Genomic DNA, 26,380 nt, shown 5'->3' on the forward strand with positions numbered 1-26,380 from the left:
ACTTGCGATTGTCGACGCAAGATATTGAAATTCATGGAAAAGTAACACGGGCATCGCAAATCACCCAAGGTCATTCGCCCGCGCCCGACAACCGGAGTATGATCCCCAGTCCGTGGGTTGATCACTTGGCAGTGGGCCCCGGATCGCCGCCCGGCGCGTCAGGCGAGTCAGCTCCTCAGCCTGGCGCGCCTGGGCCGGCACCTTCCCCACGGCGCGCGACCGCCTCCTGCGCCTCCCCCGCACGACAGCCAGCAAAAAGGCCGGCACATGGCCGGCCTTCATGCGTGTTGCGGCGCCGCCTCAGGCTTTCTTCGGCGTGTGCGACACGCACCAGCCCTTGGCGTTGACCGACTTGCCCGGGAACAGCTGGCACGGTCCGTAGCCCGAAGGGCCGCCGGAGTAGAACTGGCAGTTGGCGCAGACGTCACCGGCCTTGTGCTTGGGGTTCTTGCTGGTGCTCGCGTCCTCGACGTAGTCCAGCGCCTTGGCGGTGGGATCGGCATCGGTGACGTGCGGCAGGTCGGCGGCGCGGGCCAGGCGCGGCAGCCCACCGGCCACGGCCGCCACGGCGGCGGTGCCGGCGGCGATCTTCAGGAAACGTCGGCGCGATTCGTTGTTTTCTTCTTGCGACATTGGAAACCTCCGTCGTTGGAACAACCCCGCCGCTTCCACGGCGGAACCCCGGACATGCTACGCCGCCCGCCCCGGGCATGGCGCGAATGGCTCGCATTTCCTCCAGGAAGACCGTTCGCGCATGGTGTATAGTTCCGGCTCATTTGGACGTCCATTTGCAATGACCCAGACCCTGCCCGATTCGATCCCGCCCGAGCTGTTCGCCGAACGCGCCGACGCCATCGCCGATGCCGCGCGCGAACTGGCCGCGCAGGGCTGGACGCCCGCCACCAGCAGCAACTTCTCCATGCGCGTGGACGGCTCGCACGCGGCCATCACCATCTCCGGCCGCGACAAGGGCCGGCTGGGCCGCGACGACATCATGCTGGTGGACATGCAGGGCCAGGCCGTCGGCACCGACGCCCGTCCCAGCGCCGAGACCGACCTGCACACCCAGGTCTACCGCCGCTGGCCCGGGGCCCAAGCCGTGCTGCATACCCATTCGCGCACGCAGAGCGTGGCCTCGCGGCTGTTCGCGCGGGATGGCGTGGTACGCCTGGAGGGCTGGGAGCTGCAGAAGGCCATCGCCGGCCATACCACGCACGAGGGCACGCTGGAAATCCCGGTCTTCCCCAACACCCAGCACATGCCCGAACTGGCGGCGCGCGTGGATGCCTGGCTCGACGCCGGCAAGCCGCTCGCCGCCTACCTGATCGACGGCCACGGCATCTACACCTGGGGCCGCGACATGGCCGAGGCGCGGCGCCACCTGGAGGCGCTGGAGTTCCTGCTCGGCTGCGAACTGGACCTGAGGAGGCTTTCCGCATGAGCCGTCTGCGCATCTTCGACGAGAACCGCCCCGGCACGCCGCTGTCCGTCCACACCGCGCACGCGGCCATCGCCCGCGAGCTGGCCGGGGTCGGCGTGCGCTTCGAGCAATGGGCCGCCAGCCAGCCGATCGCCCCTGGCGCCAGCCAGGACGAGGTGATCGCCGCCTACCGCGCCGACATCGATCGCCTGATGCGCGAAGAAGGTTACCAATCGGTCGACGTGATCAGCCTGGCGCCGGACCACCCCGACCGCGCCGCACTGCGCCAGAAGTTCCTCAGCGAGCACACCCACAGCGAGGACGAGGTGCGCTTCTTCGTCGCCGGCGCCGGCCAGTTCACCCTGCACATCGACGGCAAGGTCTACGACGTGCTGTGCGAGGCGGGCGACCTGATCGGCGTGCCCGACGGCACCCGCCACTGGTTCGACATGAGCGAGGCGCCCAGCTTCGTGGCGATCCGCCTGTTCACCAACAAGGAAGGCTGGGTGGCCAACTTCACCGGCAGCGACATCGCGCAGGGCTTTCCGCGGATGGAGCCGGTAGCCGCCACGGGCTGAGCTGGCGCCCTTCCCTGGCTGGCACGGCCGCCGGGCGATCGGCGCGATGACGAGAGCCCCTGAGCTTCCGCCGGTAGTGGCAGCCTGCCAGAATGCAGGGCTCGACAGGGGGAGCCACACATGGAAACCAGCTTCAAGTCTTCGCTCAACGCGTCCCGCGGCGCCGGCCCGCGCCACGTCTGGATACTGGTCGCCGCGCTGGTGCTGCTGATGGCGCTGTGGTCGAGCATCGTCACCATCGGCCCCGGCAACCGGGGCGTGCTGATGACCTTCGGTGCGGTGCACGAGGGCGTGCTGGACCCCGGCCTGCACTTCAAGCTGCCGTTCGTGCAGACGGTGAAGCAGATGAACGTGCAGATCCAGAAGTCGCAGACGAACGAGACGGCGGCCAGCCGCGACCTGCAGAACGTCTCGACCGAAGTCGCCGTGAACTGGGCGATCAACCCGCTCGACGCCGAATGGGTCTACCAGCACCTCGGCGACGAATCCGAGCTCGCCAGCAAGGTGATCGCGCCGGTGGTGTCCAACGCGGTGAAGGCGGTTGCTGCCAAGTACAACGCCGAGGACCTGATCGAAAGCCGCGACAAGGTCGCCGCCGAGATCCAGCAGCAAATCATCACCGCCCTGAACCAGTACAAGGTGCAGGTACAGGGCGTGAACATCACCAACTTCCAGTTCAGCCATGTCTACACCGAGGCCATCGAGCAGAAGCAGGTGGCCCAGCAGCGCGCGCTGCAAGCCACCTACGACCTGCAGCGCACCAAGATCCAGGCCGAACAGGAAGTCGCGCAGGCCGAGGGCCAGGCACAGGCGCAGAAGCTCCTGCAGCAGACCCTCACCCCGCAGATCATCCAGCTCAAGGCCGTCGAGAAGTGGAACGGCGTACTGCCGCAGGTGGTGGGCGGCAACGGCACGATTCCCATGATCGGGCCGGTCACCCCGGCGGGCAAAGGCAGCGCAGGGGCCAACTGAGGCCGACGCGGCACGCAGTGCAGGTGCGTCGCCAGGGCGCGTCGGCCTGGTGCAAGCCGGGTAAACTGGCCACCCCGTCATATCCATTCCCATGGCCATGCCCGAAACCCGCGCCATCGTCACCGACATCGAAGGCACCACCAGTTCGATCAGCTTCGTCAAGGACGTGCTGTTTCCCTACGCCCGCAAGCGCCTGCCCGCCTTCGTCGAGACCCATGGCGACCATCCCGAGGTGCAGCACTGGCTGCATGTCGCGGCGAAGGAGGCCGGCTACATCGAGGCCACCCGGCAGGAAGTGGTGGAGCTGCTGCTGCGCTGGATCGACGAGGACCGCAAGTCCACCGCGCTGAAGGCGCTGCAGGGCATGATCTGGCGGGAAGGCTACGAAGCCGGCGACTATCGCGCGCACGTCTACCCCGAGGTGGCGGCACGGCTGCGCGCCTGGCGCGCCGACGGCCTGCGGCTGTACGTGTATTCCTCCGGTTCGGTGCCGGCGCAGCAGCTGTTCTTCGGCTACAGCGAGGCCGGCGACCTCACCCCGCTGTTCGCCGGCTATTTCGACACCGAGACCGGACCCAAGCGCGAGCAGGCCTCCTACGAAAAGATCGCCGCCGCCATCGGCGAGCAGCCGCAGCACCTGCTGTTCCTGTCCGACATCGCGGAGGAACTGGATGCCGCTCACGCCGCCGGCTTCCAGACCGGCTGGCTGGTGCGCCCGCCGCAGCCGTTGCCGGTGCAGCCGGCGCACCCGGCCTACGCCGATTTCGACGCCATCGCCCCCTGACCTCCCATGGCCCCGGGCCTGAACATGCGCACCCTCGTCACCGCCCTGCTCGCCTTCGCCGCCGGCGTGCTGCTGATGCTGCTGCTTCCCGTCCACGCCCCCGCGCCCGTGCCGGTGGCGCCGGCCGCCGCCGGCAGTGCCCAGCCAGCGCACGCGGCGAGCACCGTTGCCGATGACGGCGACGAGGACGAGGACGCGAACAGCTGGCCGAGCCAGGCGCCGACGCCGGAGCAGGTGCTCTACGCGCAACCGACGATGGTGCGCGATGCGCTGGCGAAACTGGGCGCGCGTGCGCCCGGCAGGCCCAACCTCTACCTCGTCGCCTTCGCCGGCGACGGCGGCGAGGACGTGTTCCGCAACGAGGCCGAATACGCCGCGCAGCTATTCACCCGTCGCTTCGGCTCCGCCGCGCACGCGCTGGTGCTGGAGAACAACCCGGCCACGCTCGCCACCCGCCCCCTGGCCGATTGGAGCAACCTGGAAGCGGCGCTGGACGGGCTCGCCAAGGTCATGCGGCCCGATGACGTCCTGCTGCTCTACCTCACCACCCACGGCAGCGAGGACCACCAGCTGCTGGTGGACATGGACCCGCTGCCGCTGGACCAGATCGGCGCGCAGGACCTCGCCGGCATCCTCGCCGAGCATCCGTTCAAGTGGAAGGTGGTGGTGGTCAATGCCTGCTATTCCGGCGGCTTCATCCCGCCGCTGAAGGGCGCCGGCACCCTGGTGCTCACCGCCGCGCGCGCCGACCGCAGTTCGTTCGGCTGCGGCAGCGAATCGGACATCACCTACTTCGGCCATGCCTGGCTGGTCGATGCGCTGAACCGCACCGACGATCTCGTGGCGGCGTTCAGGCAGGCCAGGGCCGAGATCGCGCGATGGGAACAACGCGACAAGCTGACGCCCTCCGAGCCGCAGATCGACGTCGGCAAGGGCATCGAGGCGCAGCTGGCAGCATGGCGCAAGGGTCTCGTCCCCGGACCGGCCGTGCCGTTCACGCCCGCCGCGCCGGCGCCGGCGCCGGCCGCCAGTGCGATCGCGCCGATGCCTTGAAACCTTTTCAGCGCCCGGCGTGACGCTGCGCCAACACGGTCGCCACGTCGGCCAGCGACAGCCCGCGCGCGCGCAGCAATACGGTCAGGTGGAACACGAGGTCCGCCGCTTCGCCCAGCAGATCCTCGTCGCCCTGGGCCACGCCGGCGAGCGCGGTTTCCACGCCTTCCTCGCCCACTTTCTGCGCGATGCGGCGCGTGCCCGCCTCGAACAGCTTCGTGGTGTAGCTGCCCTGCGGGCGTGCGGCGTGGCGCTGCGCCACCAGCGCATCGAGTTCGGCGAGGAAGCCCAGCGGCGGACGCGCGTCCTCGCCGAAACAGCTGGACGTGCCCAGGTGGCAGGTCGGCCCCTGCGGCTCGGCCTGCACCAGCAGGGTGTCGGCGTCGCAGTCGGCGCGGATGGATTTCAGCGCCAGCACGTGGCCCGAACTCTCGCCCTTCGTCCACAGCCGCTGCCTGCTGCGACTGAAGAAAGTAACCCGGCCGCTGCGCTGCGTCTCGGCCAGCGCCTCGGCGTTCATGTAGCCCAGCATCAGCACCTCGCCGGTCAGCCAGTGCTGCACGACGGCGGGCAGCAGGCCGCCGCCCTTGGTCCAGTCGAGGCGGGAAAGGTCGATCGGGTTCGCAGCAGTCATCGGGACACCTGTTGAAGCCTCGTCGCCACTGGGGCGACGGCGTTGGAAAGCTAGGCAATGCGCACCGCCACGCCCTGTTCGCGCAGGTAGCGCTTGAGCCCGGGTATCGCGATCGCGCCGGAGTGGAACACGCTGGCCGCCAGGGCGCCATCCACGTCGGCGTCGCGGAAGGCGTCGCGGAAATGCTCCGGCGTGCCCGCGCCGCCGGAGGCGACCAGCGGCACCCGGCAGATGGCGCGCACGGCCTTCAGCTGCGCCAGGTCGTAGCCCTGCCGCACGCCGTCGCTGCCCATGCAATTGAGCACGATCTCGCCGGCGCCGCGCCGCTGCGCCTCGGCTACCCAATCCAGCGTGCGGCGCGGCAGGGCGCGCGTCTTCGACGGGTCGCCGGTGTACTGGCGCACGCGCCATTCGCCGTCGGCATCGCGCAGCGAGTCCACGCCCACCACCACGCACTGCACGCCGAACGCGGCGGCCAGCTCGTCGACCAGTTCCGGCCGTTCCAGCGCGGGGGAATTCACCGAGACCTTGTCCGCGCCCGCATGCAGCACCGCGCGCGCCTCGTCCACGCTGCGGATGCCGCCGGCCACGCAGAACGGGATGTCGATCACCCGCGCGACCTTCTCGACCCAGCCCCGGTCCACGCTGCGCCCCTCCGGGCTGGCGGTAATGTCGTAGAACACCAGCTCGTCGGCCCCCTCGTCGCGGTAGCGCAACGCGAGGTCCACGATGCCGCCCATCGCCACGTGGTCGCGGAAACGCACGCCCTTGACCACCTGGCCGTCGCGCACGTCGAGGCAGGGAATGATGCGCCGGCTCAGCATCGCGCGCCTCCCGCCGCCATGTCTTCTCCCTCCCCTGCTTGCAGGGGAGGGCTGGGGAGGGGTGCTTTTCCGGCGCGGCGCAAGAGCTTTACCCCCTCCCGACCTCCCCCTGCGCGCAGGGGGAGGAGACAAGCCGGCGAGTTCGTTACTGTGTTCATGCTGCCAATGCCTCCTGCACGGTGAAGCGCCCTTCCAGCAAGGCACGCCCCAGGATCACGCCGCGTGCCCCGGCTTCGCGGGCCGCACGGATGTCTTCCAGCGAGCGCACGCCGCCCGAGGCCTGCACGGCCAGCGACGGCACGGTCCCGGCAAGGTGGCGGTACAGGTCGAGGTTGAAGCCGGCCAGCATGCCGTCGCGGTCGATGTCGGTGCACAACAGGTGGCGCGCGCCCTGCGCGGCGTACCACGGCGCCAGTTCGTCCAGCGTGCCCGCCTCGGTCTCGGTCCAGCCAGCGCTGGGCAGCGTCCAGCGGCCATCGGCGCGGCGCGTGTCGAGCGCCAGCGTCAGGCGTTCGGCGCCGTAGTCGCGCAGCCAGCCGGCCACGCGACCGGGGTCGCGGATCGCCACGCTGCCCACCACCACGCGGGTGACGCCGGCATCGAACAGCCGGCGCAGGTCGCCCTCACCGCGCACGCCGCCGCCGGCCTGCACCAGCAGGCCGCCGCCGGCGATCGCCTCGATCACCGCGAGATTGTCCAGCGTGCCGGAACGGGCGCCGTCGAGGTCGACCAGGTGCAGCCAGCGCGCGCCGGCATCGGCGTAACGTTGCGCCAGCGCGCGCGGATCGTCCGCGTAGGTGGTCTGCTGCGCGTAATCGCCCTGCTTCAGGCGCACCACGTGGCCGCCGCGCAGGTCGATGGCGGGAATGACCGTGAACGTCATAGTTCGAGGAAGTTCTTCAGGAGCTTCGCGCCGACGGCGGCGGAACGCTCGGGGTGGAATTGCATGCCGTGGAAGTTGCCGCACGCGACCACGGCGGAAAACGGCCCGCCGTATTCCGCCGCGGCCAGCGTCCATTCGCCCGCGGGCACCGCGTAGCTGTGCACGAAATAGGCCTGCTCGCCCTCGGCCAGCCCCGCCAGCAGCGGGTGTTCCCGCCGTACGGACAGGCCGTTCCAGCCCATGTGCGGCACGCGCAGGCCGGGACGTTCGGCGAAGCGGCGCACCGGCGCGTCGATCAGCCCGAGGCAGGCGGTGTCGCCCTCTTCCGAATGCGCGCACAGCAATTGCATGCCGAGGCAAACGCCGAGTACCGGCTGGGTCAGCGAACGCAGCAGGTCGACCAGTCCCGACTCGCGCAGGCGCGCCATGCCCGGGCCGGCCGCGCCCACGCCGGGCAGGATCACCTTGTCGGCGGCACGGATCGCCGCCGCGTCCGCGGTCAGGGCCGCGTCCACGCCCAGCCGTTGCAGCGCGTAGCGCACCGAGCCGATGTTGGTGCCGCCGGCGTCGACGAGCACGACGGCCATCACAGCGTGCCCTTGGTGCTGGGCAGTTCGTCGCCCTCGCGGCGGATCGCCTGCCGCAGCGCGCGCGCGGTGGCCTTGAAGCTGCCTTCCACCATGTGGTGCGCGTTCTCGCCGCGCACCGACAGGTGCAGGTTCGCGCCCAGCGTCTCGCACAGGGAACGGAAGAAGTGCGGCACCAGCTCGGTGGGCAGCCCGCCCACGCGGTCGCGCGGGAAGTGCCCCTCGAATACGAAATACGGGCGGCCGGACAGGTCCAGCGCGGCGCTCGCCAGCGCCTCGTCCATCGGCAGCGTGAAGCCGTAGCGGCCGATACCGCGCTTGTCGCCCAGCGCCTGGCGCAGTGCCTGGCCCAGCGCCAGCGCGCAGTCCTCCACGGTGTGGTGCTCGTCGATGTGGGTGTCGCCGGCGCAGACCAGTTCCAGCGCGAAGCCGCCGTGCTTGCCGAGCTGTTCCAGCATGTGGTCGAAGAAGCCCAGCCCGGTGTGCACTTGCGGCTCGGCCACCCGGTCCAGGTCGACACGTACGGCAATGCGCGTCTCCCGGGTGTTGCGCACCGCTTCGGCGATGCGCGGGGCATCCAGCACCTGGTGCGCCACCTCGCTCCAGCCGATGCCTTGCGGCCCCACGCGGAAGCCACGCACGCCGAGGTTGGCGGCCAGCTGCAGGTCGGTCTCGCGGTCGCCCACCATCACCGAGGCGGCGCGGCTCCAGCCGTCGTCGGCCAGGTAGTGGCGGAGCAGGCCCGTGCCGGGCTTGCGCGTGTCCAGCCCCTCGTGCGCGAAGCTGCGGTCGATCAGCACCTCGCGGAAGACGACGCCCTGCGAGGCCAGGATGCGCAGCAGCAGCTCGTGCGGGCCGCGGAACCGCTCCTCCGGGAAACTCGCCGTGCCCAGGCCATCCTGGTTGCTCACCATCACCGGCTCGTAGCCGGCGGCGACGAAGCGCTGCAGCGCGGCGACCACGCCGGGCAGCAGGGACAGCTTCTCGTAGCTGTCGATCTGCTCGTCGGCGGGTTCCTCGATCAGGCAGCCGTCGCGGTCGACGAAGAGCAGCTTGCGGCTCATGCCGCGCCACCCGGAACGGCGGAGGCCGCGCGGGGACGGCGCGCCTGCGGCGACTTCAGGGCCACCAGCACGCGCCGGTTTTCCTCCGGCGTGCCGATGGTGATGCGCAGGGCGTCGCCCAGCCGCGGGTGGCGGCGCACGTCGCGCACCACGATGCCCGCGGCCAGCAGGCGCGCCATCGCGGCATCGGCGTCGGCGAAGCGCACAGCGAGGAAGTTCGCCTGCGACGGCAGCACCTCGCGCACGCCCGGCAGGCGGGCCAGCGCCGCGCGCATGGCCTCGCGCTGCTTGCGCACCACCGCGACGCGCAGGCGCACGTTGGCCTGGCCCCAGCCGGACAGCGCGACCAGCGCGGCGTCCACGCAGGGCTGCGGCAGCGGATAAGGCGGCATGATCCGGCGCAGCAGCGCGACCACGCCGGCGTCCGCCAGCAGCGCGCCGACGCGCACGCCGGCCAGCGCCCAGGCCTTGGACAGGGTGCGCAGCACGGCGAGGTTGTCGTGGCGGTCGATCAGGTCCGCCACGCTGCCCTCGTCGGCGAATTCCACGTAGGCCTCGTCCACCACCAGCAGCGCGCGGCCGGCCAGCGCCGCCGCCAGCCGCTCGATGTCGGCCCGCAGCACGTCGCGCCCGGCCGGGTTGTTCGGCCGGCAGACGAAGACCAGCTTCACCGCCGGCGTCAGCGCGGCCAGCACCGCGTCCACGTCCAGCGCGAAGCCCTCGCCCAGCGGCACCTCGACCACGCCGGCGCCCTGGATGCGCGCGCACACCGCATACATGCCGAAGGTGGGCGGCTGGACCAGAACGGCATCCTCGCCGGCGCGGCAGAAGGCGCGCACCAGCAGGTCGATCGCCTCGTCGCTGCCGCGGCCCACCAGCAGCTGTTCGCGGCGCACGCCGTACAGCAGCGCCAGCGCGTCGAGCAGCGCCGCCGGCTGCGGCTCCGGATAGCGGTTGCTGGCATGTCCGGTGTCGCCCACCGGGGCCCAGGCCGACTCGTTCGCGTTGAGCATCAGCCGGCCGCCGGCCGCCTCCATGCGCGCCGAGGAATACGGTTGCAGCGCGCGGATCTCCGCCCGCGCCAGGTCGAGCACGTTCATGCCATGGTCTCCGGGAAAGGGGGTGCGGCGGCTTCGTCCAGCGCCGCCAGTCGCAGGGTCACCGCGCGCCGGTGCGCTTCCAACTGCTCGGCCGCGGCCAGCGTCGCGGTGCACGGTCCGATCGCGCGCAGGCCGTCGGCGGACAGCTGCTGCACCGTGATCTGCTTCTGGAAGCTGGCCACCGACACGCCGCTGTAGCTGCGCGCGTAGCCGTAGGTGGGCAGCACGTGGTTGCTGCCGCTGCAGTAGTCGCCCACCGACTCGGGCGTCCACGCGCCGAGGAACACGGAGCCGGCGCTTTCGATGCCGTCGAGCCAGGCGCGCGGCCCGGCCACCTGCAGGATCAGGTGCTCGGGCGCGTAGCGGTTGCTGACCTCGACCGCCTGCGCCAGCGACGCGACGCGGATCAGCCGGCTGCGCGAGAGCGCCTGCGCGGCGATATCGGCACGCGGCAACGCGGCGCACTGCGCCTGCACCTCGCGTTCCACGCGGTCCAGCAATTCGGGGGAATCGCTGAGCAGGACCACCTGCGAATCCGGACCGTGCTCGGCCTGCGACAGCAGGTCGGCGGCGACGAAGGCCGGATCGGCCTGCGCGTCGGCGACCACCAGCACCTCGGACGGGCCGGCCGGCATGTCGATGGCCGCGCCGTCCGGGTCGGACGACACCTGCAGCTTGGCCTCGGTGACCCAGGCGTTGCCGGGACCGAACAGCTTGTCGCACCGGGGCACGCTCGCCGTGCCGTAGGCCATCGCCGCGATCGCCTGTGCGCCACCCAGCTTGAATACCTTGTGCACGCCGGTCAGGCGCGCGGCATACAGCACCGCCTCGTCGCAGCGCCCGTCGGCGCGCGCCGGCGAGCACAGCACCACCTCGCGGCAACCGGCGATGCGCGCGGGCACGCCCAGCATCAGCGCGGTGGACGGCAGCGGCGCGCTGCCCGCCGGCACGTACAGGCCCACGCGCGCGACCGGGCGCAGCATGCGCTCCACGCGCACGCCGGGCGCCGTGTCCAGCGCCACCGGCTGCGGCGCGGCCGCGCGGTGGAACGCCTCGATCCGCGCGGCCGCTTCGCGGATCGCATCCTTCAGTGCGGGGGCGAGCGCGGCCTCGGCGGCGTCGAACTCGTCCACGCCGACCTCGATGGCGTCCAGCACGCAACGGTCGTACTTCGCGCTGAGTTCGCGCAAGGCGTCGTCGCCGCGCACGCGCACGGCATCGATGATGCGCCCGACGCCGGCGCGCAGTTCGTCGCTGCGCGACTGCGCCGGGCGTGCCAGCGCCTCGCGGCGGGCGGCCTCGTCCAGCCGCGTCCAGTCCAGGCGTTTCAGGGACATCGCGTTCATGCCAGCATCTTCTCCACCGGCAGCACGAACATCTCGCGCGCACCGGCGCGCTTGATCTCTTCCAGCTGGCGCCAGCTCACCTCGCCTGCGCACAGCGCCTGCAGCATCAACTGGTCGGGCTGGCCGGCCACCGGCAGCAGGGTCGGCTGCGGGCCGCCGGGCAGCAGGCGGGTGATCGCGTCCAGGGCGCCCCGCGAGGCCTGCAGCAGCAGCAGGCGCGACTCCCGCACCTGGATCACGCCGTCCAGTCGCTTCAGCAGCAGCTCCAGCATGTCGCCGCGCTCGTCGGCCGGCAGCGCCTGCGGCCCGGCCAGCACCGCCTCGCTCTCCAGCAGCACGTCGGCCTCGCGCAGCTGGTTGGCGACCAGGGTGCCGCCGCTCTGCACCAGGTCGCAGATGGCGTCGGCCGTGCCCAGCCGCGGCGCGATCTCCACCGAGCCGGCCAGGGTCACCACGCCGGCGTCCACGCCCTGCGTGCGCAGCCATTCGCCGAGCAGGCCCGGGTACGAGGTGGCGATGCGCAGGCCGGCCAGCTGCCGCGGCTCGCGGTAGTCGGATTCCTGCGGCACCGCGATGGACAACCGGCAGCGACCGAAGCCCAGCGGGCGCAGCTCGGTCAGCGGCTCGGCCTCGCGGCCGGCGGCGAGGCGGAATTCGTCGAGCACGTTGCGGCCGACGATACCGAGGTCGCACACGCCCTGCGCGATCAGGCCGGGGATGTCGTCGTCGCGCACCAGCAGCAGGTCCACCGGCTCGCCCTCGCCGAAGCAGAACAGCTTGTCGCGGCTCTGCCGGAAGGTGAGCCCGCAGCGCTTGAGCAAATCCAGCGCCGGCTCGGTGAGCCGGCCGGATTTCTGCATCGCGATGCGCAGGCGGTCGCGCGGCTTCATGCCTTCGCTCCGCGCTTCGCCGTCGCCTTCTTCGCCGCGCCGCGACTGCGCGCGGCATGCGCCGCGGCGAGGTAGCCGCCGCTGCCCTGGTTGAGGTAGCGCGCCACGCGGCCGATGGTGGTGATGCTCACCGCGGTGCGCTCGTGGATCTCGCGGTAGGACAACCCGTCCAGCAGGTACGGCACCACGCGCCAGCGGTCCACCATCACTTCCAGCTCGGCCGGGGTGCACAGGTCGTGCAGGAACGCGGCCATCTCGTTCGCGTTCTTCAGCGACAGCAGCGCCGTGCACAGGCTGGCCTCGGCGGACTCGGCGGGCGTTTCCGGATCGAGCGATCGACGCTTCATAATGTGATAACGCGTTAGTACGATGGATCAAGGATACTCGATGTTTCGCAGTGCAGCAAGCGGTGGCTCCGGTGGCTGGCCGGGCGCGGGATCGCGGCTGAAGCCGCCCCTGAGAGCCTGTTCGGTTGCCTCACCGGAGCGAAAGCGGCATGGACGAAGCGGTCATGGGCGGAAGCGGTGAAGTGCAGCGTCCCAGGGTATGGCCCGGGCACTCAGTGGAATTTCTCGCCGCGCGCGAGCATCTCGATGATCAGCTTTGTGCGCTTGGCCCTGGTCTCCGGCCGCTTTGCCGTTTGCAACCGGTAGGCAATCGCGTACAGATTGGCCTTGTCGAGTGTCGCGTAGAACTGTTTCGCCTTGGCGTTGCGCGCGAGTTCCCTAACGAATTCCGGGGGCACTGTCGCGTTGGCGGGAGAATCGTACGCGGCGGCCCACCTCCCGTCGGCCTTGGCCCTGTCGATCTCCTGGAGACCGGCAGGCGTCATTCGGCCCTCCTGGACAAGCCGATCCGCATGCGCAACATTTTTCTTGGACCAACTGCTCCTTGCCCTGCGCGGCGTGAATTTTTGCACCCACGAATTCGCGTCGAACGGCAGCTTTTGCCCATCTATCCAACCGAAGCACAGCGCCTGGTCAAGCGCCTCGGCATAGGTGACCGATGGAACGCCAGAGTCTTTCTTGTAAATCCGCAGGAGCAGGCCGGAAGCTCGGGCGTGCTCCTGCGCCATCCATGCGCGAAGCTCTTCCGATGACCGGAAACTCCGCAGTTGCGGCATGGCACGGGAAGGCGGCTTGCCCATTTGTGGGATCTATTCAAGTCCACGCGGTGGTCGCACTGTATCAAGTCCCAGGCCGGGCCGCGGCGCAAGGCAGGCTTGCGACGCCCACCTGCGTTCGTCAGGCACGGAAACATGAACGCCTCGCGACTCGGGGAGGCAACCTCGCGCAGGAAGCCGGGCCAAGTTCCGGAAAATACCGGCGCATGTCGAACCCGCCTGGGCTGCTGATACTTTTTTGCATCACGCTTCGGCGTGGACCAGCGAAGGCATTGAAGCCAGCCTGAAATGAAGAAGGGCGGCCCGTGGGCCGCCCTCGTCCATGCCTCGCCCAGCCACGGGTCAGTCCGGCCGCAGCGCCCGTTCGCGCACCAGCTCGCACACCGTGCGCACGTCGCCGTCCATCGCCCGGTCGCGGTGCATGAAGCCGATGTGCCGGCGCAGCTCATCGTGCGCGCGACGCACCGCAGAACCGGCGTGGAAATCGCCCGCATGGGCCAGTGCCGAGACCAGCGCACGCACTTCCCCGACGAACTGTGCATGTTGCGGATGGTCCTCGCGCGGCGCGTTGGCCACCTTGGACGCCAGCGCCTGCCAGTCGCCGCGCGCGGCCAGCCGGCGGGCGGCGTTGAGCATTTCCTGGCGGAAATCCAGCGCCTGCGCGGCGGTATACAGCTCCAGCGCGATCACGTGGCCCAGGTCGTCCATCATCTCCAGCACGTGGCGCGCCTCGTTGGCGCCCATCGAGACGTGGTCCTCGGCGTTCGCGCTGGTCGGCACGGAATACACGCTGGCCGGATGCGCGCGGGTGGCGAGGTCGTTGACCAGCGCCGCGGCGGTGTACTGCACGATCATGAAGCCGGAATCGGTGCCGTCCTCGTTGCCGGTGAGGAAAGCCGGCAGGCCGTCGTTGGTGGCCGGGTCGACCAGCTTGTTGAGCCGCCGCTCGGAGATCGAGGCCAGCACCGGGATCGCCGCCTTCACGTAGCTCATCGCCAGCGCCAGCGGCATGCCGTGGAAATGGCCGGCCGAGATCACCTGGTCCTCGATGAACTGCGCGCCCTCCGCGTCCGGGAAGACCAGCGGGTTGTCGGTCACCGCGTTCAGCTCGATGTCGATCACGCGGCAGGCCTGCGCCCAGGCGTCGCGCACCGCGCCGTGCACCTGCGGCATGCAGCGCAGGCAGTAGGCGTCCTGCGGCTGGTGCTTCTTGCCGCCCTTGAACGGCAGGAAGCGCGCGTAGAACGCCTCGCGGCCGTGGCGCTGGTTGGCCGGCACCCAGTCCCAGCCGATGTCGAAGGACAGCGCCTGGTCTTCCGGCGTGCTCCACGCCTCGGCGCTCCACGGCTTGAAGCGCGGCACCAGGTGGTAGGGAATGTCCACCAGCGTGGAGCCTTCCAGCAGCGCGCGCACGTGCGCGGCGGTCCCGACCTGGCCCGGGTGCGGGCGCAGCGCGTGCACTTCCGGCCGCAGGGCGCCGCTGCGGCCGGCGAAGGCGTCCAGCGTCATCGCCGCGGCGAGGTCGGCCAGGCCGAGCAGGTAGTCCAGGTCGTCCAGCGCCAGGGTCGCGGTGGCGAGCATCTGCGCGGTGCCGTTGTTCAGCGCCAGGCCCTCCTTGAACGACAGGCGTACCGGTTCGAGGCCGGCCCGCTTCAGCGCCTCGCCACCGGGCAGGCGTTCGCCCCGGTAGAACGCCTCGCCGCCGCCGAGCAGCACGATCGCCAGGTGCGACAGTGGCGCCAGGTCGCCGCTCGCGCCGACCGAACCCTTCTCCGGCACCACCGGCACCACGCCCGCGTTGAGCATCGCCGCCAGCGCCTGCAGCGTCTCCACCCGGATGCCGGAATGGCCGCGCATCAGCGTGTTGACCCTGATCGCCAGCATCGCGCGCACCACGTCCGGCGCGAACGGCTTGCCCACGCACACGGCATGGGTGGTGATCAGGTTGTGCTGCAGCTCCTCCATCAGCGTGCCCTGCGGCCGATGGGGATGTCCGCCCGGCAGCTCGTCGCGCACGCGGTGCGCGCCCAGCAGCTTGTCGGCGTTGCTGCCGAAGCCGGTGGTGACGCCGTAGGTGGGCTCGCCGCAGCTGACCTTGTCGGCGAGGAAATCGGCGGCGCGACGCACGCGCCCGAGCTGCGCCTCGTCCAGCGCCACCTGCGCCCCGTGCCTTGCCACCGCCACCAGCTGTTCGCGGGTGAAGCTGCTGCCGTCGAGAATGATCTTGTCCACTGATGTTCCGCCTTGTTGGATGCCGCGCTGCGGTGCCTGGCGCGGGTCGTCTGGGAGCAGGATGGATTCCCGCTCGCGCGGGAATGGCGGCGGGGGATGATCTGATGCGCCGGCATCATCCCTCGCCCCTGCTCTCACCCCATCGCCGCCGCCTGCTCCAGTTCCACCCGCAGGGTCTTGACCAGCTCGGTGCGCGCCACCTCGAACTGGTCCTCTCGGCGCAGGTCCTTCACCGTGACCACGCCCTTGGCGAGCTCGTCCTCGCCCAGCACCACGACGAAGCGGATGCCGGCGCGGTCGGCGTACTTGAACTGCTTGCCCAGCTTGCCGCCTTCCAGCACCACCTCGGTGGCGATGCCGGCGCCGCGCAGCTCGCTGGCCAGGGCCAGGTAGGCCGGCATCCGCGCCTCGTCCATCTGCGTCACCAGCACGTCCACCGTGCTGCGCGCGGTGTCGACCAGGCCGGCATCGCGCAACTGCCAGTACAGGCGCGTGAGGCCGATGGAGATGCCCACGCCCGGCAGCTTCGACTTGGTGTACTGGCTGGCCAGGTTCTCGTAGCGTCCGCCGGAGCAGATCGAGCCGATCTGCGGGTGTTCGTTGAGCGTGGTCTCGTAGACCGTGCCGGTGTAGTAGTCCAGGCCGCGCGCGATCGAGAGGTTCAGCGCGAAGTGCGATTCCGGCACGCCGAAGTCGCGGATCAGGCCCAGCACCTCCTTCAGTTCCGCCCGCCCCTGCTCCAGCGCCTCGGGGCCGCTGCCCAGCGCGTCGAGCTTGCCGAAGGCGTCCTCGAGCGAGGTGGAGCGCACCTGCACGAAGTCGAGGATCTTCCCCGCCACCTCGGCGGACAGGCCGAAGCCTTCGCCGGTGAGCGTATCGCGCACGTAGTCGGCGCCGCGCTTGTCCAGCTTGTCCACCTCGCGCAGCACCAGCATCTGCCGCTCGCCATCGGCGATGCCCAGGCTCTCGAAATAGCCGCGCATCAGCTTGCGGTTGTTGAGCTGGATGGTGAACGGGCCGATGTCCAGCTCGCGGAACACGCTGTAGATCACCGCCGGGATCTCGGCGTCGTAGCGCACCGACAGGCCGTCCTTGCCGATGACGTCGATGTCGCACTGGTAGAACTCGCGGAAGCGGCCACGCTGGGCGCGCTCGCCCCGGTACACGCGCTGCATCTGGTAGCGGCGGAACGGGAAGCTGAGGTCATGCTCGTGCTCGGCCACGTAGCGCGCCAGCGGCACGGTGAGGTCGAAGCGCAGCGCCAGCTCCGGCGTGCCCTCTTTCGCCAGCGCGCCGGTGGACTGCACGAAGTACACCTGCCGCTCGGTCTCGCCGCCGGTCTTGGTCAACAGCACGTCGGAGAACTCGATCGCCGGGGTCTCCACCGGCAGGAAGCCGAAGCGCTCGTAGTTGCGGCGGATCGTGTCGAGCATGCGCTGGAACGCGATCTGGTCGAGCGGCAGCAGCTCGAGCACGCCGGGCATGGTGCGGGCCGGGGTAAGCGCCATGGAATCCTCAGATTGTGCAGTGACGGAAAGCCGTGCGACGGCAGCCGCATAGGGTAGCAGATGGCCGCCTTTCCCCGGCCGGGCGCCGGCACGGGAAAGCCGCCATGGCCTGTTGCCAAGTCGGTGCGGGGACACTAAGATACGCGGCTCCCGCGGGGTGTAGCTCAGCCTGGTAGAGCGCTACGTTCGGGACGTAGAAGTCGCAGGTTCAAATCCTGTCTCCCCGACCAAGATCAAAGCGAAAAGCCCTGGAAGCACCGGCCGTGCCTCCAGGGCTTTTTTCGTGGCGGTTCCGGCGGCCACCGGCCCGCGGCAACGGTCACCGTACCCTTGCGCGCCGCCCCAGCGCATCGACCAGGCTGCGCATCAGCGGCTTCATGTAGTAGCTGCCGTCCGGGCAAGCCTGGACCTGCACGCCATGCCTGGCCAGCGCGCCGGCGACGAGCGGCCCGACGGCGGCCACCACGGTCCCGGCCAGGGCCTTTTCCAACGAGGCGAGGGCATCGTGCGCGGCCGCCAGCCGGAACAGGCGCTCGACCTGCTGCATGCTGGTGAAGGCGATTGCGTCGATCGATCCCCGTGCGATGCGCTCGACCATCGCCAGCACCTGCGCGTCGTCGCTGGCGTCGGCATAGCGGTAAGGCGCGACGGGCAGCGTACGGGCGCCGGCTTCGGCCAGGAACGCCATCAGCGGCGCATTGGGATCATCGCCGTACAGCTGCACGCCGACGCGGCGTCCGCGCAGATCCAGGCTTCGGAGGCAGGCGATCACGCCGGCCGTGGTGGCGGGGTCGGCAACCAGCGAGGGCCGCAGGCCAAGCTCGCGCAACACCCTGCCCGGCTTGGGCCCGCGCGCGACGATGCGCGCCTCGCCCAGGCGCTGGACGAAACGTGGCCGCCACGCCGGCCGGTACGTGTCGAGGACGCCAAGCAGCCGGCGCAGGCCCTCGCCCGTGAGCAGCAGCAGGTCGTCGCACGCGCATGCGTTGAACCGCCCCAGCCAGTCGAGCAGCGGCGCCGGATCGGGCGCATCGCGGATATCCACCAATGGACAGCGCAACACGGAGGCGCCGTGGCGCTCGAGCAGCGCGGCGAAGACGTCCAGCTCCCGCGACTCGGGGACCGCGATGCAGCGGCCCGCCAGCGCCGCCATGGCCGTGGCGGGCGCGACGCGTCCCGTCATCCATCCGCCTCCACCGCGGCCAGGCATGCCGCGGGCGCGGTCGTTGCGGGCGCAGCAGGGGGCTCGCCGAACCAGGCATGCTCCCGCGCACAGGCGGCGACCGCGCCAACGATCAACAACGCCGGCGAGCGGACGCGGTGCCGCTTCGCCAGCTGCGGCAGGTCGCCGATCACTCCGGCGATCACCCGCTGCTCCGGCAGGCTGCCGTTCTCGACGATCGCCACCGGCGTGTCCGCCGCTCGGCCAAGCGCCAGCAGCCTCGCCGCCAGCGCCTCGACCCGCTCCACGCCCATGTAGACGGCCAGCGTCTGCCGCGCGTCGGCCAGCGCGGCCGCGTCCAGGGTGTCGGCGGCGTCCTTGCCGTGCGCAGTGAGCAGGCAGACCGATTGCGCAAGCCCGCGATGGGTCAGCGGGACGCCGGCGAACGCGGCGCACGCCAGCGCGGCGGTGATGCCCGGCACCACCTCGCAGGTGACGCCATGGCGGCGCAGGAAGGCCAGTTCCTCGCCGCCGCGGCCGAACACGAAGGGGTCGCCGCCCTTCAGGCGCACCACGCGTCGCCCTTCCCGCGCATGCGCCAGCATCAGGCGGTGGATCCGCTCCTGCGTCACGCGGCGGCCACCGCAGCGCTTGCCCACGTCGATGCGCTCGGCGTCGCGGCGGGCCAGCGCCAGGATCCCGCGGCCCACCAGTTGGTCGTGCAGGATCACGTCCGCCTCGTTCAGGACACGCAGCGCCTGCAAGGTAAGCAGGCCGGGATGGCCGGGACCGGCGCCGACCAGCGCCACCGAACCCTTGCGCGGCGCCCCGGTACCGGCCTCCAGCGCGGCGAGCAGCGCCTGCTCCGCCTCGCGCGGACGAGCGTTGCGCAGCAAAGGCAGCACCGGCCCGTCGTGCAGCCAGTCGTAGAATGCCCGGCGGCCGGCAAGGTCGGCGTGGCATCGCAGGATGCGCGCGCGGTGGCGCTGCGCCAGCGCCGCCAGCGCACCCAGCGCGTGGTCCAGCGTGCGCTCCAGCGTCTCGCGCACGCGGCGCGACAGCGCCGGCGCCGCCCCCGCCGTGGAGACGGCCACCACCAGCGGCGCGCGATCGACCACCGCGGGCACGTGGAAGCGCGACAGCGCGGCATCGTCCACCACGTTGGCGAAGATCCGCCGCGCATCCGCCGCCGCCGCGACCGATGCGTTGAGCGCGCGGTCGCCGGAGGCGGCGATCGCCAGCCACATGCCGTCGAGCCAGTCCGGCACGAACCCGCCGCGGCGCCACGCGATGCGTCCGTCGTCCGCCCACTGCGCCAGCTCCGCGTCCAGCCGCGGCGCGCCCACGGTGACCCGCGCCCCCGCCTCGAGCAGGGCCGCCGCCTTGCGCCGGGCGACCGCGCCGCCGCCGACCACCAGCACCGGCAGTCCATGCAGGTCGGCGAAGAGTGGATACGGCTTCTTCATGGGACTCTCCGGTTTGCCGTCGCTTCGTTTCAGGTGTCGGACCCGGCGTGCGCCTCGGTGACCAGCCTGCGCAGTTCCGGGATGCACGAGCCGCAATTGCCGCCCGCGCGCAGCGCCGCAGTGACCTGCGACGGCGTATCCAGCGTGCCGGCGCGGATGGCTTCGCGGATGGTGTTCCGCCCCACGCCGAAGCACGCGCACACCACCGGGCCGGGATCGACGTCCCCGCCCGGCGGCTCGCCCGCCAGCAGGGCCGCGCGGTCTGCTTCCTCCAGGCGGTCTCGCGCGAACAATCCGGCCAGCCATGGGCGCGGCGGCAGTGCGGGACGCGCGGACAGGAACACGCAGGCCTCGATGCGACCCTGCGCCAGGCGCACCGCGCGATAGACGCCGGCGTCGCGGTCCGCGTGTTCCAGCCAGTCGGCATCGGCCGCATGCGCGCCCAGCCATGCCCTGGCCCAGGCGCCGCAGTCCCGTGGCCATTCGCGGTGCGCGATCTCGTAGCGCAGGAAGCGCTCGCCGCGGATCGCCGTCCAGTAGTCGAGCGGCGCGGCCGGCAGATCGTCGCGCGAGAACGCGCAGCCGTACCAGCGCACCGGGAACGGCTCGACCCGCACCGGCGTGTGCTTGAATTCCGGCTGGCCGGACACGGGATCGAGCACCGGGTTCACCAGGCCGCCGACGCGCGCATCGGACGCGAACTGGCCGTTCCAGTGGATCGGTGCGAACGCCGTGCCCGCCAGGATGCCGCCGCCATGGCGCACGCGCGCCACCATCGAGCCCCAGCGCGAACGCACGCGGGCGAGTTCGCCCTCGCGCACGCCGCTGCGCAGGGCGTCGTGCGGGTGCATGTCCACGAACGGCTCGCTGGCGTACACGGCGAGCCGCGGCGACTTGCCGGTGCGCGTCATGGTGTGCCACTGGTCGCGCACGCGGCCCGTGTTGAGCGCCAGCGGGTACTCGCGTTCGACGGCGTTGCCGGGCGCGCGTGCCGACACGGCGACGAAGCGCGCGCGGCCGGCGGCGTGCGCGAAGCTGCGGTCCGCGAACAGCCGCGCCGTGCCCGTGCCGTCGGCGCGCAGCGGCCACTGCACCGGTTCCAGCGCGTCGTAGGCCGCGGGCGTGAGCGACGCCAGCGCGCCGAGGTGCAGCAACCGTCGCGCCGCGGGCATGCCGTCGCCGCCGGGGGCCTGGTTGCGCCAGGCCGTGAGCCCGGCATGTTCGACGAAGATGTCGCGCGGCCCCTCGAAACGGAAGCCGTCCGCGAAGCCGAGCCGCCGCGCCACCTCGCACACGATGCTCCAGTCCGCCCGCGCCTCGCCCGGGGCGGGCAGGAACGGCCGCTGGCGCGAGATGCGCCGCTCCGAACTGGTCACGGTGCCGTCCTTCTCGCCCCAGCCCAGCGCCGGCAGCAACACGTGCGCATGCGCCGTGGTGTCGGTGCGCTCGACGATGTCGGAACACACCACCAGTTCGCAGCCCTCGAGCGCGCGCCTCGCGCGGTCGGCGTCGGGCAGGCTGACCACCGGGTTCGTCCCCATGATCCACAGCGCCCTGACCTTCCCTTCGAGCACGGCGTCGAACAGCGCCACCGCCTTCAGCCCGGGCTTCGCGGCGATGCGCGGCGAGGACCAGTAGCCCTGCACGATGGCGCGGTGCACCGGATCGTCCAGCTCCATGTGCGCGGCCAGCATGTTCGCCAGGCCGCCCACCTCGCGCCCGCCCATCGCGTTGGGTTGCCCGGTGAGCGAGAACGGCCCCGTGCCCGGCCTGCCGAGGCGCCCGGCGATCAGGTGGCAGTTGATGATGGCGTTGGCCTTGTCGGTGCCGCTGGACGACTGGTTCACGCCCTGCGAGAACACGGTGACGACGCGCTCGTGGCGGGCGAACAGCCGGTAGAACGCCAGCAGGTCCGCCAACTGCACGCCGCAGATGCGCGCCACCTGCGCCGGGTCGCCGGCATCGGCCCCCGCGGCCGCCAGCGCGGCGTTGAGCCCGCGGGTATGGGCATCGACGAAGCCGACGTCCATCACGCCATGCTGGAACAGGAACATCAGCAGGCCGTTGAACAGCCATGCGTCGGTGCCCGGCCTGAGCGGCAGGTGTAGGTCGGCCGATTCGCCGGTGGCCGTGAGGCGCGGATCGATCGCCACCAGCTTCGCGCCGCCCTCCCTGGCCTTGACGATGCGCTGGAACACGACCGGATGGCACCACGCGGTGTTGGACCCCACCAGCACCACCAGCTCGGCCTGCTCCAGGTCTTCGTAGCACCCCGGCACCAGGTCCTCGCCGAACGCGCGCCGGTGCGCCGCCACCGCCGAGGACATGCACAGGCGGGAGTTGGTATCGACGTTCGCGGTGCCGAGGTAACCCTTGGCCAGCTTGTTGACGACGTAGTAGTCCTCGGTCAGCAATTGCCCGGACACGTAGAACGCCACCGCGTCGGGGCCGTGCTCGTCGACCACGCGGCGGAAGCCCGACGCGACGCGGTCGAGGGCCGCGTCCCAGCTTGCCTGGTGCATGCCGCCGTCCGCGCCGCGCATCCGCGGGTGCAGCAGGCGGCCCCGCAGGTCCGTCGTCTCGCCCAGGGCGGCGCCCTTCACGCACAGCCGCCCGCGGTTGGAAGGGTGCCGCGGGTCGCCGGCGACGTCCACCGCGCCGGCGGCATCGACGCCGGCCAGCACGCCGCAACCGACGCCGCAATAGGGGCACGTGGTGGCGACCCGGGCGCTCACCGGTCCCCGCGCCCGACCTGCACGAGGTCGCCGTCGACACGGACCTTCCACACGCGCACGCCGTGCTGCGGCGCCTCCAGGCACTCGCCGGTGCGCAGGTCGAAGTGGTGCTTGTGGATCGGCGAAGCCACCACGACGCGCTCGCCCAGGCTGCCGGTGAGGCCGCGCGAAAGCACGGCCGCGCCGTTGTCCGGGTCGATGTTGTCGATGGCGTAGAGCGCGTCGCCGGCGAGCCGGAACACCGCGACCTGCTCGCCCTGCACCAGGGCGCAGACGCCGGTATCGGGCACGATCTCCCCGATCCGGCAGACGGACGTCCATTCGCTGCTGGCTGTGATGCTGTTCATCGGCTCACTCCGTTTCGACCACGACGGGAATGCCGCCCAGGCGGCCGCGCTTCTCCTCCGCCGTCGCGGGGCGGACCTGCCCGCGCACGGGCACGAAGGCCACCTGGTCGTCGGCGGCCTCGCTGTTGACGAAGTGGCGGAAGCGGGCACGCACCTGCGGGTCGTCCACGGCCTTCTTCCACTCGCAGGCATAGGCGTCGATCACCTGGCGCATCTCCGACTCCAGCTCGGCGGCGATGCCCAGCCTGTCGTGGACGACCACGTCGCGCAGGTAGTCCAAGCCGCCTTCGAGGTTGTCACGCCACGTACTGGTGCGCTGCAGGCGGTCGGCGGTGCGGATGTAGAACATCAGGAAACGGTCGATGTAACGGACCAGGGTGTCCGCATCGAGGTCGCCCGCCAGCAGTTCGGCGTGCCGCGGCTTCATGCCGCCGTTGCCGCACACGTAGAGGTTCCAGCCGTGCTCGGTGGCGATGACGCCCACGTCCTTGCCTTGCGCCTCGGCGCACTCGCGCGCGCAGCCGGAGACGCCGAACTTTAGCTTGTGCGGCGAGCGCAGGCCCTTGTAGCGGTGCTCCAGGCCGATCGCCATGCCCACCGAGTCCTGCACGCCGTAGCGGCACCAGGTGGAGCCCACGCAGGACTTCACCGTGCGCAGCGACTTGCCGTAGGCGTGCCCCGACTCGAAGCCCGCCGCGATCAGTTCTTCCCACACCAGCGGCAACTGCTCCAGCCGCGCGCCGAACATGTCCACGCGCTGGCCTCCGGTGAGCTTGGTGTAGAGGCCGTGCTTGCGCGCGATCTCGCCGATCCGGATCAAGCCTTCGGGCGTCACCTCGCCGCCGGGCATGCGCGGCACCACCGAGTAGCTGCCGTCCTTCTGGATGTTGGCGAGGAAGTAGTCGTTGGAATCCTGCAGCGCGGCATGTTCCTGCTGCAACACGAATTCGTTCCAGCACGACGCCAGGATGCTCGCCACCGCGGGCTTGCAGATGTCGCAGCCCAGGCCTCGGCCATGGCGTGCCAGCAGATCGTCGAAACGCTTGATGCGCCCGACGCGCACGAGGTGGTACAGCTCCTGCCGCGAGTGGGCGAAGTGCTCGCAGAGGCGGTTGTCCACGGCTAGCCCCTGGCGTTGCAGCTCCGCTTTCATGATCTGCGTCGCCAGCGGCACGCAGCCGCCGCAACTGGTGCCGGCGCGCGTCGCCTGCTTGAGCGCGTCGATGGTATCGGCGCCCGCCGCCACCGCCGCGCACAACTGTCCCTTGCTGACGTTGTTGCAGGAACAGACCTGCGCCGACGCCGGCAGCGCATCCACCGCCGGCCCCGCCTTGGGCTTGCCGTCGAGGGCGGGGAGGATCAGCGACTCGGGTGACTCGGGCAGTTCCAGGCCGTTGAGCATCATCTGCAGCAGCTGGCCGTAGTCGCTGGCGTCGCCCACCAGCACGCCGCCGAGCAGGCGCCGGCCGTCCCCGGACACCACCAGCTTCTTGTAGACCTGCCGGCGGCCGTCGCTGAACTGGTAGCTGCGGCTGCCCGGCGTGGCGCCGTGCGCGTCGCCGATGCTGGCCACGTCCACGCCCATCAGCTTGAGCTTGGTCGACATGTCCGCGCCGGCGAACTCCGGCAGCTCCGCGGCCTGCCGGCGCGTCAGCAGCGCGCCCAGGTGCTTCGCCACCACGCGCGCCATCTCGTAGCCGGGCGCCACCAGGCCGAACACCTTGCCGCCCCATTGCGCGCACTCGCCGATGGCGTAGACGTCTCGGTCGCGCGTGCGGCAGAAGTTGTCGACCATGATGCCGCCGCGCTGGCCCACGCCCAGCCCGCTCAGCCGCGCCAGTTCGTCGCGCGGGCGGATGCCGGCGGAGAACACGATCAGGTCGGTCTCCAGATGGCCGCCGTCGGCGAACACCATGCGATGCCGGCGCGTTTCGCCGTCGTCGATCCGCAACGTGTTCTTGCCGGTGTGCACCACCAGGCCGAGTTCCTCGATGGCCTGTCGCAGCATCTGTCCGCCGATGTCGTCCACCTGCACGGCCATCAGCCGGGAGGCGAACTCGACGACGTGCGTCTCCAGCCCCAGGTCGCGCAGCGCCTTGGCGCACTCCAGGCCGAGCAGGCCGCCGCCCACCACCACGCCGTGCCTCGACTGGCCGCCCCATCGCACCAGCGCATCGAGGTCGTCCAGCGTGCGGTACGCCAGGCAGCCGGGGCGGTCGTTGCCCGGGATCGCCGGCACGAACGGCGTCGAGCCGGTGGCGATCACCAGTTTGTCGTAGGGAACGACGTTGCCGCCATCGGTCGTCACGCGCTTCATCGCGCGGTCGATGCCCACCGCGCGCGTGGCCAGGCGCAGGCGCATGCCGTTCCGCTCGAAGAAGCCGGGCGTCACCAGCGAAAGATCGTCGGCGCTCTTGCCCGCGAAGTATTCCGACAGGTGGACGCGGTCATAGGCGGCACGGGTCTCCTCGCACAGCACCGTGACGTCGAGACCCGACGACGGCAAGGCCGCCAGCTCCTCCAGCAGCCTGTGGCCGACCATCCCGTTGCCCACCACCACCAGTTTCATCGTCATGCCGATGACCTCCCGCCGAATCAGTCGATGGCCATGCCGGCCGGGCCATGCGGCCCGCCGGCATGTGCTGTCCTGCAACACGCATGCCATCAGGCGCGTTCCCGCGAAAGCGGGAAATCAACGGGAAAAGCCCATCAGATCGACGGTCCTGGTGCACCAGCGATGGATCGGCGCACGCCAACTTGCACCATCGCAGTGCGGCAAACCCTCGGGCAGATGCGCTGCCAACGCCTTCCGCCGGGCAGGCAGGCGGGACGGAACGGGTGCCGGTTCAGCCTGCCACGGCCAGCGCCGCCAGCCGATCCAGCTCGTCCTCGACGAAACCGGCCTCCAGCCGCGCGGGCCGATTGAAGGGGCCGCGCAGGCTCACGCCCAGGTAGTCGCGCAGCAGGCCGAAGAAGGTCTCGAAAGGATCGATCCCGTCGCGCTCGCAGCACCAGCGGTACCAGCGTGTGCCGGCCGCCACGTGGGCCACTTCCTCGCGCAGGATCACCTCCAGCACGGCGATGGTGCGTTCGTCGCCAGCGTGGCGCAGGCGCTCGATCATGCCCGGCGTCACGTCCAGGCCGCGCGCTTCCAGCACGCGCGGCACCAGGGCCATGCGCGCGGTGTCGTGATGGGCGGTCTTTTCGGCCATCTCCCACAGGCCGTTGTGGGCGTCGAAGTCGCCGTAGGCGTGGCCCAGTTCGGCCAGTCGCGCGGACAGCAGCGCGAAGTGACGCGCCTCGTCGTGGGCGCAGCTGGCCCAGTCGCGGTAGTAGCCGTCGGGCATGTCGCGGAAGCGGTAGACCGCGTCCCAGGACAGGTTGATCGCGTTGAATTCGATGTGCGCCACCGCGTGCACCAGGGCGGCGCGACCTTCGGCCGTGCCCAGGCCGCGTTGCGGGACCTGGCGGGCGTTGACCAGGCGCGGCCTGGCGGGGCGGCCGGGAGTGCCGACCGGCCCGGGTAGCGGCGAGGACGGATCGGGGCGAAGTTCGCCCGATTGCACCGCGGCCCAGGCGGCATGGGTGAGGCGCAGCTTTTCGGCCGGGTCGCTGGCGTCGAGGCAGGCCTTGGCGGTGAGGTGGAGGTCGGTCATGGAGTTTTCGCGAGCA

General features: G+C 71.0%; 24 protein-coding genes and 1 tRNA gene. 6 read left to right on the forward strand and 19 right to left on the reverse strand.

The genetic code is table 11. The features are described 5' to 3' along the window. Window positions 1-300: 300 nt before the first annotated feature. Window positions 301-633 (reverse strand): high-potential iron-sulfur protein, encoded by a 333-nt coding sequence (locus tag QMK61_RS12700; RefSeq protein WP_302072588.1) that lies wholly within the window; start codon window positions 631-633, stop codon window positions 301-303. Window positions 634-793: 160 nt separating this feature from the next. Between QMK61_RS12700 and QMK61_RS12705 the strand changes: the two genes are divergently transcribed. The 5 genes from QMK61_RS12705 (at window position 794) to QMK61_RS12725 (ending at window position 4,807) form a co-directional block, all read left to right on the forward strand. Further along, the gene (locus QMK61_RS12705; protein ID WP_302072589.1) at window positions 794-1,441 is read left to right on the forward strand and encodes a methylthioribulose 1-phosphate dehydratase; all 648 of its coding nucleotides are present in this window, start codon (window positions 794-796) and stop codon (window positions 1,439-1,441) included. Then, complete coding sequence (locus QMK61_RS12710) at window positions 1,438-1,998, forward strand: acireductone dioxygenase (protein ID WP_302072590.1); 561 nt, start codon at window positions 1,438-1,440, stop codon at window positions 1,996-1,998. The genes QMK61_RS12705 and QMK61_RS12710 overlap by 4 nt, the downstream gene beginning before the upstream one ends. 120 nt (window positions 1,999-2,118) lie before the next feature. After that, on the forward strand, window positions 2,119-2,970 hold the full coding sequence (locus QMK61_RS12715) for a prohibitin family protein (protein ID WP_302072591.1): 852 nt from the start codon (window positions 2,119-2,121) through the stop codon (window positions 2,968-2,970). Between the two features lie 97 nt (window positions 2,971-3,067). Further along, window positions 3,068-3,754 carry an acireductone synthase gene (gene mtnC, locus QMK61_RS12720; protein ID WP_302072675.1) on the forward strand — a complete coding sequence of 229 codons (687 nt, stop codon included), beginning with the start codon at window positions 3,068-3,070 and terminating at the stop codon, window positions 3,752-3,754. Between the two features lie 24 nt (window positions 3,755-3,778). Continuing rightward, entirely contained in the window at window positions 3,779-4,807 is a 1,029-nt protein-coding gene (locus tag QMK61_RS12725; RefSeq protein WP_302072592.1) for a C13 family peptidase, read from the forward strand. Window positions 4,808-4,814: 7 nt separating this feature from the next. Here QMK61_RS12725 and hisIE read toward each other — a convergent pair whose 3' ends face one another. The 12 genes from hisIE to hisS form a co-directional block, all read right to left on the reverse strand. Next, on the reverse strand, window positions 4,815-5,441 hold the full coding sequence (gene hisIE / locus QMK61_RS12730) for a bifunctional phosphoribosyl-AMP cyclohydrolase/phosphoribosyl-ATP diphosphatase HisIE (RefSeq protein ID WP_302072593.1): 627 nt from the start codon (window positions 5,439-5,441) through the stop codon (window positions 4,815-4,817). A gap of 50 nt (window positions 5,442-5,491) precedes the next feature. Then, entirely contained in the window at window positions 5,492-6,265 is a 774-nt protein-coding gene (gene hisF, locus QMK61_RS12735) for an imidazole glycerol phosphate synthase subunit HisF (RefSeq protein WP_302072594.1), read from the reverse strand. A gap of 154 nt (window positions 6,266-6,419) precedes the next feature. Continuing rightward, window positions 6,420-7,148: a 1-(5-phosphoribosyl)-5-[(5-phosphoribosylamino)methylideneamino] imidazole-4-carboxamide isomerase gene (locus QMK61_RS12740; protein ID WP_302072595.1), complete on the reverse strand. Its 729-nt coding sequence runs from the start codon at window positions 7,146-7,148 to the stop codon at window positions 6,420-6,422. Beyond that, window positions 7,145-7,735, reverse strand: a complete 591-nt coding sequence (gene hisH / locus QMK61_RS12745) for an imidazole glycerol phosphate synthase subunit HisH (RefSeq protein WP_302072596.1) — start codon at window positions 7,733-7,735, stop codon at window positions 7,145-7,147. The genes QMK61_RS12740 and hisH overlap by 4 nt, the downstream gene beginning before the upstream one ends. Continuing rightward, the gene (gene hisB, locus QMK61_RS12750; protein ID WP_302072597.1) at window positions 7,735-8,799 is read right to left on the reverse strand and encodes a bifunctional histidinol-phosphatase/imidazoleglycerol-phosphate dehydratase HisB; all 1,065 of its coding nucleotides are present in this window, start codon (window positions 8,797-8,799) and stop codon (window positions 7,735-7,737) included. Before hisB ends, hisH begins: the two co-directional genes overlap by 1 nt. Continuing rightward, the gene (gene hisC / locus QMK61_RS12755) at window positions 8,796-9,899 is read right to left on the reverse strand and encodes a histidinol-phosphate transaminase (RefSeq protein WP_302072598.1); all 1,104 of its coding nucleotides are present in this window, start codon (window positions 9,897-9,899) and stop codon (window positions 8,796-8,798) included. Before hisC ends, hisB begins: the two co-directional genes overlap by 4 nt. Next, a complete protein-coding gene (hisD, locus tag QMK61_RS12760) occupies window positions 9,896-11,230 on the reverse strand; it encodes a histidinol dehydrogenase (RefSeq protein ID WP_302072676.1) in 1,335 nt (444 codons plus the stop codon). The genes hisC and hisD overlap by 4 nt, the downstream gene beginning before the upstream one ends. Before the next feature lie 11 nt (window positions 11,231-11,241). Beyond that, window positions 11,242-12,135, reverse strand: a complete 894-nt coding sequence (gene hisG / locus QMK61_RS12765) for an ATP phosphoribosyltransferase (protein ID WP_302072599.1) — start codon at window positions 12,133-12,135, stop codon at window positions 11,242-11,244. Continuing rightward, window positions 12,132-12,482, reverse strand: a complete 351-nt coding sequence (locus QMK61_RS12770; RefSeq protein ID WP_302072600.1) for a YerC/YecD family TrpR-related protein — start codon at window positions 12,480-12,482, stop codon at window positions 12,132-12,134. Before QMK61_RS12770 ends, hisG begins: the two co-directional genes overlap by 4 nt. Before the next feature lie 212 nt (window positions 12,483-12,694). Next, a complete protein-coding gene (locus tag QMK61_RS12775) occupies window positions 12,695-13,282 on the reverse strand; it encodes a YdeI/OmpD-associated family protein (protein ID WP_302072601.1) in 588 nt (195 codons plus the stop codon). 318 nt (window positions 13,283-13,600) lie between these two features. After that, entirely contained in the window at window positions 13,601-15,490 is a 1,890-nt protein-coding gene (locus tag QMK61_RS12780; protein WP_302072602.1) for an aromatic amino acid ammonia-lyase, read from the reverse strand. A 134-nt stretch (window positions 15,491-15,624) separates the two neighbouring features. Then, on the reverse strand, window positions 15,625-16,998 hold the full coding sequence (hisS, locus tag QMK61_RS12785; RefSeq protein ID WP_302072603.1) for a histidine--tRNA ligase: 1,374 nt from the start codon (window positions 16,996-16,998) through the stop codon (window positions 15,625-15,627). Between the two features lie 153 nt (window positions 16,999-17,151). On the opposite strand from hisS, the gene QMK61_RS12790 reads away from it, so the two are divergent. Then, window positions 17,152-17,228, forward strand: a tRNA-Pro gene (locus QMK61_RS12790). 89 nt (window positions 17,229-17,317) lie between these two features. Here QMK61_RS12790 and QMK61_RS12795 read toward each other — a convergent pair. From QMK61_RS12795 to QMK61_RS12820, 6 genes are all read right to left on the reverse strand, one after another. Continuing rightward, complete coding sequence (locus tag QMK61_RS12795) at window positions 17,318-18,181, reverse strand: uroporphyrinogen-III synthase (RefSeq protein WP_302072604.1); 864 nt, start codon at window positions 18,179-18,181, stop codon at window positions 17,318-17,320. Further along, entirely contained in the window at window positions 18,178-19,626 is a 1,449-nt protein-coding gene (cysG, locus tag QMK61_RS12800; RefSeq protein ID WP_302072605.1) for a siroheme synthase CysG, read from the reverse strand. The genes QMK61_RS12795 and cysG overlap by 4 nt, the downstream gene beginning before the upstream one ends. Before the next feature lie 29 nt (window positions 19,627-19,655). After that, entirely contained in the window at window positions 19,656-22,361 is a 2,706-nt protein-coding gene (locus QMK61_RS12805; protein WP_302072606.1) for a nitrate reductase, read from the reverse strand. Further along, window positions 22,358-22,708 carry a nitrite reductase small subunit NirD gene (gene nirD / locus QMK61_RS12810; protein ID WP_302072607.1) on the reverse strand — a complete coding sequence of 117 codons (351 nt, stop codon included), beginning with the start codon at window positions 22,706-22,708 and terminating at the stop codon, window positions 22,358-22,360. The genes QMK61_RS12805 and nirD overlap by 4 nt, the downstream gene beginning before the upstream one ends. A gap of 4 nt (window positions 22,709-22,712) precedes the next feature. After that, window positions 22,713-25,283: a nitrite reductase large subunit NirB gene (gene nirB, locus QMK61_RS12815; RefSeq protein ID WP_302072608.1), complete on the reverse strand. Its 2,571-nt coding sequence runs from the start codon at window positions 25,281-25,283 to the stop codon at window positions 22,713-22,715. A 271-nt stretch (window positions 25,284-25,554) separates the two neighbouring features. Next, entirely contained in the window at window positions 25,555-26,364 is an 810-nt protein-coding gene (locus tag QMK61_RS12820; RefSeq protein ID WP_302072609.1) for a ferritin-like domain-containing protein, read from the reverse strand. Window positions 26,365-26,380 lie beyond the last annotated feature (16 nt).

Source organism: Fulvimonas sp. R45 (genome assembly GCF_030504985.1).
In the GTDB taxonomy this organism is placed as follows: Bacteria; Pseudomonadota; Gammaproteobacteria; order Xanthomonadales; family Rhodanobacteraceae; genus Rhodanobacter_A.